This is a genomic window from Schumannella soli (assembly GCF_006517435.1).
In the GTDB taxonomy this organism is placed as follows: domain Bacteria; phylum Actinomycetota; class Actinomycetes; order Actinomycetales; family Microbacteriaceae; genus Schumannella; species Schumannella soli.
In genome coordinates this window covers 213,171-225,494 of the sequence record NZ_VHQG01000001.1, presented here as the reverse complement: position 1 = coordinate 225,494, position 12,324 = coordinate 213,171, and the positions used below count along the sequence as shown (strand labels likewise).

Annotated in this window: 11 protein-coding genes and 1 tRNA gene; all 12 read left to right on the top strand. The window is 71.6% G+C overall.

Annotation, left to right across the window (positions count from 1 at the left end; all coding sequences use genetic code 11):
- Positions 1 to 74 precede the first annotated feature (74 nt).
- The 12 genes from FJ657_RS01030 to FJ657_RS00975 all read left to right on the top strand — a co-directional run bounded on the left by FJ657_RS01030 (position 75) and on the right by FJ657_RS00975 (position 12,292).
- On the top strand, positions 75 to 1,199 hold the full coding sequence (locus FJ657_RS01030) for a TadA family conjugal transfer-associated ATPase (protein WP_141161847.1): 1,125 nt from the start codon (positions 75 to 77) through the stop codon (positions 1,197 to 1,199).
- Positions 1,196 to 2,254 (top strand): type II secretion system F family protein, encoded by a 1,059-nt coding sequence (locus FJ657_RS01025; RefSeq protein WP_141161846.1) that lies wholly within the window; start codon positions 1,196 to 1,198, stop codon positions 2,252 to 2,254. Before FJ657_RS01030 ends, FJ657_RS01025 begins: the two co-directional genes overlap by 4 nt.
- Before the next feature lie 250 nt (positions 2,255 to 2,504).
- Positions 2,505 to 2,693, top strand: coding sequence for a DUF4244 domain-containing protein (locus tag FJ657_RS17245; RefSeq protein WP_255447161.1), 189 nt, complete (start codon positions 2,505 to 2,507; stop codon positions 2,691 to 2,693).
- 95 nt (positions 2,694 to 2,788) lie between these two features.
- Positions 2,789 to 3,169 carry a TadE family type IV pilus minor pilin gene (locus FJ657_RS17150; protein WP_255447061.1) on the top strand — a complete coding sequence of 127 codons (381 nt, stop codon included), beginning with the start codon at positions 2,789 to 2,791 and terminating at the stop codon, positions 3,167 to 3,169.
- 3 nt (positions 3,170 to 3,172) lie between these two features.
- On the top strand, positions 3,173 to 3,577 hold the full coding sequence (locus FJ657_RS01010) for an Rv3654c family TadE-like protein (protein WP_141161843.1): 405 nt from the start codon (positions 3,173 to 3,175) through the stop codon (positions 3,575 to 3,577).
- 134 nt (positions 3,578 to 3,711) lie between these two features.
- A complete protein-coding gene (gene topA, locus FJ657_RS01005; protein ID WP_181408817.1) occupies positions 3,712 to 6,441 on the top strand; it encodes a type I DNA topoisomerase in 2,730 nt (909 codons plus the stop codon).
- The gene (gene tmk / locus FJ657_RS01000; RefSeq protein ID WP_255447060.1) at positions 6,438 to 7,121 is read left to right on the top strand and encodes a dTMP kinase; all 684 of its coding nucleotides are present in this window, start codon (positions 6,438 to 6,440) and stop codon (positions 7,119 to 7,121) included. Before topA ends, tmk begins: the two co-directional genes overlap by 4 nt.
- 202 nt (positions 7,122 to 7,323) lie before the next feature.
- On the top strand, positions 7,324 to 8,481 hold the full coding sequence (locus FJ657_RS00995; RefSeq protein WP_141161842.1) for a DNA polymerase III subunit delta': 1,158 nt from the start codon (positions 7,324 to 7,326) through the stop codon (positions 8,479 to 8,481).
- On the top strand, positions 8,478 to 10,082 hold the full coding sequence (locus FJ657_RS00990; RefSeq protein WP_141161841.1) for an alpha/beta hydrolase: 1,605 nt from the start codon (positions 8,478 to 8,480) through the stop codon (positions 10,080 to 10,082). Before FJ657_RS00995 ends, FJ657_RS00990 begins: the two co-directional genes overlap by 4 nt.
- Positions 10,082 to 10,750, top strand: a complete 669-nt coding sequence (locus FJ657_RS00985) for a TetR/AcrR family transcriptional regulator (RefSeq protein ID WP_141161840.1) — start codon at positions 10,082 to 10,084, stop codon at positions 10,748 to 10,750. Before FJ657_RS00990 ends, FJ657_RS00985 begins: the two co-directional genes overlap by 1 nt.
- 110 nt (positions 10,751 to 10,860) lie before the next feature.
- Positions 10,861 to 10,933 (top strand) — tRNA-Thr (locus FJ657_RS00980).
- A gap of 138 nt (positions 10,934 to 11,071) precedes the next feature.
- On the top strand, positions 11,072 to 12,292 hold the full coding sequence (locus FJ657_RS00975; protein ID WP_141161839.1) for a Fic family protein: 1,221 nt from the start codon (positions 11,072 to 11,074) through the stop codon (positions 12,290 to 12,292).
- The last annotated feature ends 32 nt before the right edge of the window (positions 12,293 to 12,324 follow it).

Genomic DNA, 12,324 nt, shown 5'->3' with positions numbered 1-12,324 from the left:
CTCCACAGGCGCGGCCTGTCCACCGATCGCCGCGCTCGTCCCCGCTCCGGCCGGCGGCGGCTCACAGTCTGAGGATGCGCGACGCCCCTCCTCTCCTGCCCGCCGAGCCGAGCGTCCGGCACGATGCCGTTCCGGTGCTGCCGTTCGTCGCCCGTCCGGGCGCTGATCCGCCGAGCGCGGCCGTCGCGACGACGGCGTCGCGAACCGCCGACGTCCGTGTGCCGGCCCTCGCGGCATCCCCGCGCCTCGCTTCGGCCGCCGGCCGCGACGACCTCAGCGAGATCGACTTCGGCCCGCTCAGCCCTCTCGTCGCCGACCCGCGCGCGACCGACGTGTTCCTCACCGCCGACGGCGCGCTCTGGGTCGACCGCGGCGTCGGACTGGAACCCGACGGCGACGCCCGGCTCACATCGACTCAGGCGCGGGAGCTCGCCGTGCGTCTCATCGCCGCCGGAGGGCGTCACGTGGATGAGGCGACCCCGTGCATGGATGTGCGGCTGGGCGACGGGGTGCGTGTGCACGCCGTGCTCCCTCCCGTGTCGCCGGGCGGGCCGGTGCTCTCCATCCGGCTGCCGCGGCGGTCGCCGCCCGGATTCCCGGACCTGTGCGAGAACGGCTTCTTCGCGCGTGACGGCGACGCCGAGCGGGTGCGCGAGCTCGTGCTCGCCCGGCGCAACATCCTCGTCACCGGTGCGGGCGGCAGCGGCAAGACCACTCTGCTCGGCGCGCTGCTGGCTCTCGCCCCGCCGACCGAGCGCATCGTGGTGATCGAGGACGTGGGCGAGCTGCGCATCGCGCATCCCCACGTCGTCGCGCTCGAGGCCCGCCAGGCGAATCTCGAGGGGCGCGGCGGCATCGGCCTCGACCGGCTCGTGCGCGAGGCGCTGCGCATGCGACCCGACCGTCTCGTGGTCGGCGAATGCCGCGGTGCGGAGCTGCGTGAGCTGCTCTCGGCGCTCAACACCGGGCACGACGGCGGGGCCGGCACGCTGCATGCCAACTCGCTTGCCGACGTGCCGTCGCGGCTCGAGGCGCTGGCGGCGACCGTGGGTCTCGGCGCTGAGGCGCTGGCCCGCCAGGCGGTGAGCGCGATCGACGCCGTGCTGCACCTCGAGCGGCGGGAGGGACGCCGCCGGCTGGTCGCGATCGGCCGCCCGCTGCTGGACCAGCGCGGCCGGCTCGCCGTGGAGTCGACATGACTGCGGGCCTGACGAGCAGACCGCGACGCCGCCGCCGGCAGCGGCCCGACTTCGGCCGCGCCGCACTCGACGTGCGGCGGCTCGCGGTGATGCTCGACGCCGGCCTCGCTCCCGAGTCGGCGTGGCGGCAGCTCGCCGCAGGACTCGACGACGCGGCGGACGCCGGGCGCGACCGCGACGAGATCGACGGGCCACGATCCGATCGGCCCGCGGCCGCCGCCGGGCGGTCCGGCGTCGGCGGGGTGCCAGGCGAGACGGAGGAGGGGATCGCGGGCGCGGTCGTCGACGGGCTCGCCGAGGGTCACCCGCTGTCGTCGGCGATCACGGACGCGGTCGCCTCCGCCTCGGCAGGGACCGCGCGATCCTGGGCGCCGGTCGCGGCCGCCTGGAGCGTCGCGGCCGCGAGCGGGGCGCCTCTCGCCCCGACACTCGATCGGCTCGCCGTCGTGCTCTCGGGGCTCGACGAGTCCGCCCGCGAGGTCGAGATCGCGCTGGCCGGGCCGGCCGCCTCGGCGCGCATCGTCGTCGTTCTGCCCGTCGTCGGCATCCTCTTCGGCCTGGCGATCGGCACCGACACGATCGGCACCCTGTTCGGCACGGCTCCGGGTCTGATCTGCCTGGCGGTCGGCGTGCTGCTGCTCGTCCTCGGCGCCCTCTGGTCGCGGCGGCTCGTCGGCCGTGCGCGCAGCACCGACCCCACGCCGGGGCTCGCCGCCGAGCTCGTCGCGGTCGCCGTCTCGAGCGGCCTCGGCGCCGAGCACGCCCGCGAGCTCGTGGATGCCGCCCTCGACGAGGCCGGACTGCTCAGCGCCGACCGCACGGTGACGGCCGCGCTCGCCTTCAGCAGGCGTGCCGGAGTTCCTGCCGCCCGGCTGCTGCGCGCGGAAGCCGAGCAGGCCCGGCGTCAGGCCGCGACCGAGGCGCGGCGGCGCGCGGCGGCGCTGGGGGTGCGGCTCATGCTGCCCCTCGGCGTGTGCGTGCTGCCGTCGTTCCTCGCGCTCGGGGTGATGCCCGTCGTCCTCTCGCTCGTCTCCTCCACAGCGCGGGTTCTCTGATGGCATCCACGGATGCGCGGAGCCGACGCCCGGAGAACGTCGCACGAGCGCAGGCTGGACCTGCTCGTGCCGCACTCCATCCGACGTCGACCGACGGCGTCGGAGCAAGACCGATGAACGATCGAGAGAACAAGGAGCAGCGATGAGCGAGCAGAACCGAGGAGAGACGGCCGCGGGCGGCGGAGCAACGTCGGGGACGGCAGCCGGCCGCGGGCGGGCCGGCCACGCGAGCCTCGCGCGGCAGCAGTGGATCGCCCCGGAGCAGCGGGGCATCCGTTCCCGTCTCGCCGACGAGGGCGGAGCGGCGACGGCGGAGTACGCGATCACGATCATGGCGGCGGTCGGCTTCGCCGGGCTGCTGGTCGTCATCCTGAAGTCGGGCGAGGTGCAGAAGATCCTCACCGATCTGGTGCACAAGGCCCTGACGGTCGCGGGATGACCGGGCGAGGGCGGCGGGCCGGCTCCGGCGGCGACGCGGATCGGAGCCGAGAACTCCGCAGCGCGGAAGGACAGGATGCGATTCGCGCGGCGGACGTGTCCGGCTGGGCCGGCCGCCGCGGCCCGTTCGGTCGGGGCGGTCTCGTCAGTGCCCTCCGCGCGCAACACGGAGGAGCCGCGGCCGAGTTCGCGATCGTGCTGCCGGCCGTGCTCGCCGCCCTCGCCCTGTGTCTCGGTGCGGTGCAGCTCGCCGCGACCCAGCTCCGCGCTCAGGACGCGGCAGCCGACGCGGCCCGCGCCTGGGCGCGCGGTGACGACGCGTCGCTCGCCGGGCGCGCGCTCGGCTCTGCGAGCGTCGCCCGCTCCGACGAGGGCGACCTCGTCTGCGCGACCGTGACCGCCCGCGCGGCCGGGGCCGCGGGGGTCCTCGGTCTCGACGTCAGCGCCCGAGGCTGCGCCCTCGGCGGCGGGCTCTGAGCCGTGAGCGGTGGGATCGCCGGAGTCGGCGTCGTCGTGACGACGGCGGGCATCGCGCTCGCCGTGGTCGGCCTCGGCGCCGGGCTCACGGAGCGCCAGCGCGTGATCGCGGCGGCGGATGCGGCCGCGCTCGCGGCGGCCGACACCGCATCCGGAGCCGTGTCCGGCGACCCCTGTACGCAGGCGGCGCGCCTCGCCGCGGCGCACCGCGCCGCGCTCGCCGCCTGCCGGATCAGCGGCGCCGAAGCGACGGTCGAGGTGCACGGCGAGTTCGCCGGAATCCCGCTGACCGCGCGGGCCCGAGCAGGCCCGCCGCAGAGCGATGCCGCCGCGGTCGCCGACCCGTCCGTCGACTCGCCCGACAGCGTCCGCCGCCGCAGCGCACCGATTCGAGGTGAAAGCACTTGACAGTCGGAGATGTGTATGGTGTGGCTCGAAACACCCGGCCGACCGCGCTCACCGCGCCGCCGGTCGAGTCGCACGGGGGCCTGCTTCTTCGAGCACGGCATCCGCGCGTTCCTCTCTTGTTCTTAAGGAGCCCCGTGCCCGCCACGAAGAAGCTGGTCATCGTCGAGTCGCCGGCGAAGGCCAAGACGATCGCCCAGTACCTCGGCGACGGCTACGAGGTGCAGGCGTCGGTCGGTCACATCCGCGACCTGATCGAGCCGAAGAACCTTCCCGCCGAGCTCAAGAAGGGCCCGCTCGGCAAGTTCTCGATCGACGTCGAGAACGGCTTCGCGCCCTACTACGTCGTCAGCGACGAGAAGAAGCGCACCGTCACCGACCTCAAGAAGGCGCTGAAGGAGGCCGACGAGCTCTACCTCGCAACGGATGAAGACCGCGAGGGAGAGGCGATCGCCTGGCACCTGCTCGAGGTGCTGAAGCCCAAGGTGCCGGTGAAGCGGATGGTGTTCCACGAGATCACCAAGGACGCGATCCAGGCCGCCCAGCAGAACACCCGCGAACTCGACACCGCGCTCGTCGACGCGCAGGAGACCCGCCGCATCCTCGACCGCCTCTACGGCTACGAGGTCTCGCCCGTGCTCTGGCGCAAGATCGGACCCGGACTCTCCGCCGGCCGGGTGCAGTCGGCCGCGACGCGTCTCGTCGTCGACCGCGAGCGCGAGCGTCTCGCCTTCGTGACCGCCAGCTACTGGGATCTCGACGTCGAGCTCGCGACCTCGGCCGAAGAGAAGGCCCCGCACTTCGCGGCCCGCCTCGCCCGTCTCGACGGAAAGCGCGTCGCCACCGGCCGCGACTTCACCGACGCCGGCGCGCTCAAGGGCGAGGCCGTCGCCCTCGATCAGGCCGCTGCCGAAGCGCTCGCCGCCGGCATCCGCGATGACCGCGCGAAGCTCACCGTCGCGAAGCTCGAGACGAAGCCCTACACGCGCCGTCCCGCCGCGCCGTTCACGACGTCCACGCTGCAGCAGGAGGCCGCGCGCAAGCTGCGCTTCACCGCCCGCCAGACCATGAGCACCGCGCAGTCGCTCTACGAGAACGGCTTCATCACCTATATGCGCACCGACTCGCCCGGGCTCTCGAAGCAGGCGATCGACGCGGCCCGCGCCCAGGCGACCAAGCTCTACGGCGCCGACACGATCCCCGAGAAGCCGCGCGTCTACAGCGGCAAGTCGAAGAACGCGCAGGAGGCGCACGAGGCGATCCGTCCCTCGGGCGACACCTTCCGCACACCCGACTCGCTCACCGGAACGCTGCGCGGCAACGAGCTCAAGCTCTACGACCTCATCTGGAAGCGCACCGTCGCCTCGCAGATGGCCGACGCCCGCGGATCCACCGCGACCGTCATGATCGAGGCCGCGACGCCCGAGAACGGCACCGCCGAGCTCACCGCCTCGGGTACCGTCATCACCTTCCGCGGCTTCCTCGCCGCCTACGAGGAGTCGCGCGACGACGACCGCGACACCCCGGCCGAGCCCAGCGAGTCGCGGCTGCCCGAGCTGGCCGAGGGCCAGACGCTGCACGCGCAGGACGTCGAGGCCAAGGGGCACGAGACCAGCCCGCCGCCGCGTTACACCGAGGCGAGCCTGGTCAAGACGCTCGAAGAGCTCGGCATCGGGCGCCCCTCGACCTACGCGGCGATCATCTCCACGATCATCGACCGCGGCTACGTCACCCCGCGCGGCACCGCGCTGGTGCCGAACTGGATCGCGTTCAGCGTCGTCCGTCTGCTCGAAGACCACTTCAGCGAGCTCGTGCAGTACGACTTCACCGCCGCGATGGAGGGCGACCTCGACCGCATCGCCGGCGGCGAGCAGGACCGCGTCGACTGGCTCAACAGCTTCTACTTCGGCAACGACGCCCACCAGGGCCTCCGCGGCGTCGTCGACAACCTCGGCGAGATCGACGCGCGCGACATCAACTCGGTGCGCATCAGCGACGACATCACGCTGCGCATCGGCAAGTACGGGCCCTACCTCGAGGTCGTGGAAGAGGGATCGGAGACGCCGCGCCGCGTCAACATCCCGCAGGAGCTCGCGCCCGACGAGCTCACCCCGGCGAAGGCGCGCGAGCTCGCCGACGCCCCCGTGATCGGCGACCGCGTGCTCGGCACCGACCCCGCCAACGGCAAGCAGATCGTCGTCAAGGACGGCCGCTTCGGCCCCTACGTCACCGAGCTCGACCCCGAGCCGGAGCCTGTCGTCGACCCCGCCACCGGCGAGGTCGTCGCGGCCGAGGCCGAAGAGAAGCCGAAGCCGAAGCGCGGCGCGAAGAAGGAGGCCGCGGTCAAGCCGCGCACCGCGTCCCTCTTCAAGAGCATGGACCCGGCCACGATCGACTTCGAGACCGCGCTCAAGCTGCTCACCCTGCCCCGGGTGGTCGGCACGGACCCGGCCGACGACGTCGAGATCACCGCGCAGAACGGCCGCTACGGCGCGTACCTCAAGAAGGGCGCCGAGACCCGGTCGCTCGAGAGCGAAGACCAGATCTTCGCGATCGACCTGACCAGCGCGCTCGAGCTGCTCGCGCAGCCGAAGTACGGCAACCGCCGCGCCTCCAGCGCGCTCAAGGAGTTCGACGCCGACCCGGTCAGCGGCAAGCCGATCAAGATCAAGGACGGCCGCTTCGGCCCCTACGTCACCGACGGCGAGACCAACGCGACCATCCCGCGCGGCGAGGAGGTCGACGACGTCGACTTCGAGCGCGCCGTGCAGCTGATCGCCGACAAGCGCGCCAAGGGACCGGTCAAGCGCAAGGCCCCCGCCAAGCGCGCGCCCGCGAAGCGCAGCACCGCCGCCAAGAAGAAGTGACCGGCGACGGAGTGGCCGACCACGTCGTCGCGAATGCGGCGAGCGGATCGGCACGCGGCCTCTTCATCACCTTCGAAGGCGGCGACGGCTCGGGCAAGACCACGCAGCAGGGCATCCTCGCCGACTGGCTCACCGACCGCGGCGAGACCCTGACCCGCACTCGCGAGCCCGGCGGCAGCGAGCTCGGCCTCGAGCTGCGCGAGATCGTGCTGCATCGGCGCGGGTACATCGCGCCCCGCGCAGAGGCGCTGATCTACGCCGCCGACCGCGCGCACCACATCGCCACCGTCGTGCGCCCCGCCCTGGAACGCGGCGAGGTCGTGCTGCAGGACCGCTACCTCGATTCCTCCGTCGCCTACCAGGGCGCCGGCCGGGTGCTCGACGGCACCGAGATCCGCGACCTGTCGCTCTGGGCCGCCGAAGGGCTGCTGCCCGACCTCACCGTGCTGCTCGACCTGCACGAGGGCGAAGGGCGCGGCCGACTGGATGCCGCGCGCGACCGCTACGACCGGCTCGAGGCCGAGAAGAGCGACTTCCACGGCCGCGTGCGCGCCGCCTATCTCGAACTCGCCGCCGCCGAGCCCGAGCGCTTCCTGGTGCTGGATGCCCGGCGCGCGATCGACGACATCGCCGCCGACATCCGCGACCGGGTCGAGCAGCTGATCGACGCCCGCGCCTGACGGATCCGCGCCCGCACCCCGTGTCCGGACCCGAGCGCGCGCATCGGCTCCGCCGCACCGCACGAGAGAGCCGGGCGTGCTCACCGGATCGCGTCGGACGCGCCGGTTAGGCTGAGCCCGACCCGCCCGGCATCCGCCCCGGCTCGAGCGATCACCGACTCGACCGGCATGCACCCGCCCGCCGGCGCAGCGAGAGGACCCTATGGGCTGGAACGACCTCATCGGCCAGGCCGATGCCGTCGCCTCCGTGCGTCGCGCCGCCGAGACGGGGCAGGGACTCGCCCACTCCTGGCTGATCACGGGCCCGCCCGGATCCGGCCGCTCGACCCTCGCCTACGCCTTCGCCAGTGCCCTCCTGGCGCGGCCAGGGCAGGAGGAGGCGACCGACGCGCAGGTCGACGCCCGCACGCATCCCGACCTCTCCGTGCTCAGCACCGAGAAGGTCGTGATCACGATCGACGAGGTGCGCAAGCTCGTCACGGCGAGCCAGTTCTCACCCTCGGTCGGCCGCTACCGCGTGATCGTCATCGAAGACGCCGACCGGATGCCCGAACGCACCAGCAACGTGCTGCTCAAGGCCCTCGAAGAGCCGCCGGAGCGCACGATCTGGATCCTCTGCGCCCCGAGCGAGGCGGATCTGCTGCCGACGATCCGCTCGCGCGTGCGCAGCGTGCGCCTCGGCATCCCGACCGTCGCCGAGGTCGCCGAGCTCATCGCCCGTCGGGAGAACGTGCCGGCGGATGTCGCCGCGCGCGCGGCCCGCGAGGCACAGTCGCACATCGGCATGGCGCGGCGTCTCGCGACCGACGACGAGGCGCGCCGCCGCCGCAGCAGCACGCTCGACCTCGCGCTCGGTCTGCGTTCCGTCCCCGGCGCCGTGCGCGCCGCCGCCGAGCTGCTCGAGGTCGCCGGCGCCGACGCGAGCGCGATCACCGAAGAGCGCGACCACCGCGAACGCGACGAGGTGCTGCGCTCGCTCGGCATCGAACCCGGTGGCACCGTTCCGCCGGCGCTGCGCAGCCAGCTCAAGAACCTCGAAGAAGACCAGAAGCGCCGCGCCACTCGAAGTCTGCGCGACGGGATCGACCGCATCCTCGTCGACCTGCTCTCGCTCTACCGCGACATCCTGCTGCTGCAGCTCGGGCTCGACCTCGACCGCGCCCAGCTGGTGAACCTCGCGATCCTCGACAAGCTCGAGGCCGCCGCCGCGACCTGCTCGGCGCCGCAGACGCTCGCGACCCTCGACGCCCTGGCTGAAGCGCGCGAGCGCATCACCGGCAACGTCGCCCCCGCCCTCGCCCTCGAGGCCGCCCTGATCACCGCGGTGCGCAGCCGCCCGAGCTCCGGAGCCGCCGCATGAGCCGAGCGTCCACCGCATCCAACCCGTCCACCGCGTCCGATCGCCCTGCCCACTCGCCGCGCGTCGCCCGCCGCCGCGGCCTCGCCGTCGTCGCCCTCGCGGCGGCGCTCGCGGTCGGGCTCAGCGGCTGCGTGCAGTGGTTCCTCCCGCCGCAGGGCAGCCGCACGTCCACGCCGTCGGACGAGAAGGTGGATGCGGCGCTCAAGCCCTACTACCAGCAGAAGCTGGCCTGGAAGGGCTGCAGCGACGGCATGCAGTGCGCGACCGCGAAGGCGCCGCTCGACTGGGCCGACCCGTCCGGGGAGACGATCGACCTGGCGCTGATCCGCCAGCCCGCGACGAGCGGCACCGCGAAGGGATCGCTGCTCATCAACCCCGGCGGCCCCGGCGGATCGGGCTACGACTTCGTGCGCGACAGCGTCGACTACGCCACGAGCAAGAAGCTGCAGGCGAGCTACGACATCGTCGGCTTCGACCCGCGCGGGGTCGGCCACTCCAGCGCGGTCAGCTGCTACACCGACCCGAAGGCCTTCGACGACTACATCTACGGCATCACGCCCGGCGTGCCGGGCAGCGCCGAGTGGCTCGCCGCGGCCGAGAAGAGCAACCAGCAGTTCGGTCAGGACTGCCTGAAGGGCACGGGCGAGCTGCTCGGGCACGTCGACACCGTCAGCGCCGCGCGCGACCTCGACATGCTGCGTGCGGCGCTCGGCGACAAGAAGCTCAACTACCTCGGCTACTCGTACGGCACCTTCCTCGGCGCGACCTACGCCGACCTGTTCCCGAAGAAGACCGGCCACCTCGTGCTCGACGGCGCGCTCGACCCGGCGACAAGCGACTTCGATGTGACGCTCACGCAGGCGAAGGGCTTCGAGAGCGCCTTCCGCGCCTATCTGAAGGACTGCCTGACCCGCAAGGGATGCCCCTTCGCCGGCACCGTCGACGACTCGGTCGCCGAGGTCGAGCAGCTGTTCGCCAGCGTTCAGGCGAGCCCCATCCGCAACTCCGACGGCCGCGAGCTGGGCACGAGCGCGCTGTTCACCGCGATCATCTACCCGCTCTACAGCAAGGAGAGCTGGCCCTACCTCGACCAGCTCTTCGCCGACGTGTTCAGCGGCAGTGCCGAGATCGCGTTCAAGCTCGCCGACGCCTACTACTCGCGCGACGACAAGGGCGACTACGCCGACAACTCGACCGAGGCGTTCATCTCGATCAACTGCCTCGACTACAAGAACGACGACGCCGATCCCGCGACCATGCGGCAGCAGGCTGTGACGCTGGCGGCCGAGGCGCCGCTCTTCGGTCCGCAGATGGCCTACGGCGGTGTCGGATGCGTCGGCTGGCCGTTCCAGGGCACGCGCGACCGCGTCGCGATCAGCGCCGACGGCTCGGCCCCCATCATCGTCGTGGGCACGACCAACGACCCGGCGACGCCGTACGTGTGGGCTCAGGCGATGGCGAAGCAGCTGCAGAACGGCCACCTCGTGACCTACCACGGCGAGGGCCACACCGCCTACAACAAGTCGAACTCGTGTGTGAACGACGCGGTCGACGGCTTCTTCCTCGACGACGAGGTCCCGACGAGAGACCCGGACTGCTGATGAGCGACACGCGCGACACGACCTCCGACCGCGACGCCTCCGAGGCCGACGAGCCGGTCGGCCTGCGCGAGCGCAAGCGCCGTGCGACCCGCCGCGCGATCCTGCTCGCGGCAGCGCAGCTGGTGAAGGAGCGCGGCATCGACGGGGCGACGGTCGACGAGATCAGCCGTCTCGCCGACGTCTCGCCGCGCACCTTCTTCAACTACTTCGCGTCGAAGGAGGAGGCGGTCTCGGGCGAGCTGCCGTCGTTGCCGGCCGCCGAGCACATCCAGGCCTTTGTCGCCGCCCGCGGCCTGCTGCTCGACGACCTCGCCGAGCTGGTCGTCGCCTCGGTGGATGCGACGCTCGCCGACCGCGAGGTCGTGCTGCTGCGCCGTGAGCTGGTCAAGGTGTCGCCGCAGCTCGTCGCCCAGCGCATGACCGGCATGCGCGAGTACGAGCTCGAGCTCGCCGGGGTGGTCGCCCAGCGGCTCGCGGCGCAGCATCCGGAGACCTTCGCCGACGCCGAGGCGGCGTTCCTGCGCGCGCGCCTGCTCGTGTTCTCGGCGTCCGGCGCCCTCCGGCACGCCTGGATCGCGTGGGCCGACCACGAGGGCGACGACGACCTGACGACGATGGTGCGCCGCGCCTTCGCGGCGCTGCGCGAGACGATCCGCCTCGACGGCTGACGCCTCACCGGCGGGCATCGTGCGGGTCGGACTCCGCCCCGCGGACGCGGTGCAGGAGCAGCCGCTCGCATCGGCTATGCTCGTCTGCTGTGCCACCGTTCACGGTGCACGCCGCCTTAGCTCAGTCGGCAGAGCGTCTCACTCGTAATGAGAAGGTCGTGGGTTCGATTCCCACAGGCGGCTCAGATGGAAGCCCCGGTCGTGAGACCGGGGCTTCTCCCTATTTCGGTGCTTCCCGCTTCTTTGGGATCTCCATGTTCATGCAACTTCACGAGCATTGACATCATCACAATGATCGTCATTGGCATCTAAGCTTTCATTGTGGATCTCGAACAGTTTGCGAACTCGGCTCCGGGGAGCCTTGTTCCGATCTTCGGAGCCGACCCCGCCCTGGGAGAGTGGAGCCACAAGGCATTCGTTCCCGATCCGCTTCCTGACAGCACTCCCGAGTTGAGCAACGCGACCTACATGGCGGTCGCCGAGGCCCGGGCGGCGCTTGCCGCGCTCGACAGCACAGCTCGCCAGCTTCCCGACCCGACGCTTCTGCGCCAGCCCACCTTGCGACGGGAGGCGCAGAGCACCTCCGAGCTGGAAGGAACCTATGCGCCGCTCGCCGAGGTGCTCACTGCTGACGAGGACGCACCGGCGAGCGCTGAACTGGTCGAGATCCTCAACTATGTCCGAATGGCGACTTTCGGCTTCGATGGTGTAGTTGCCGGGTGGCCGCTGACCGAGGGATTCTTAAGCGAGCTCCAAGGGCTTCTGATGCTCGGCACTCCGCTGGAATCGGAATCGGGGCATCTCCGGCGAGGTCAGGTCGTCATCGGGCGTCGCGCCGAAGCTGATGCATCCGGATTCCCCGCGCACGCCGCACGATTCGTTCCGACGCCCCCGGGACTGGCCCTGGAGACCGGGGTCCGGGACCTCGTCGATTGGCTCCGCGCAGACCATCGCGCTCAGATCGATCCAGTCGTTCTCGCGGCCATGTCGCACTACCAGTTCGAGACGCTGCACCCGTATCGCGATGGCAACGGCCGCCTCGGCCGTTATCTCGTCGTCATCACGTTCATGCTGACTGGCGTGCTCAGCGAGCCGACGCTGACGGTCTCGCCATGGTTCGAAGCTCGGCGTGCCGAATACTACGACCGGCTCTTCGCTGTCAGCAGCCGTGGTGACTGGGATGGGTTCGTGCGATTCTTCGCAGCCGGTATCCGGCAGTCCGCTGAATCGACCCGACGCCAGATGCTCGGACTCGTCGCAGTTCAGACCGAACTCAACGAACGAGTGCGTCAGTCCCCGCTCCGAGCCGGTACTGCGCATTCGCTGATCGACTTCGCCATCGGGAATCCGTCGTTCACGGTAGGCCGTGTGCAGGCCGAGCTGGGACTCTCCTATCCGCGCGCCAACAAGCTCATCTCGCAGCTGGTCGATCTCGGTGTGCTCGACGTCGTGAACCCCGACGCGTACAAGCGTCGCTTCTTCGCGCCCGATGTGATCCGTGTGCTCATCAATTCGCCGAGGGCAGCGGAAACCGCCGGGTGAGGTCCGCTCAGGCGTCGCCGGCGCGGTCTACG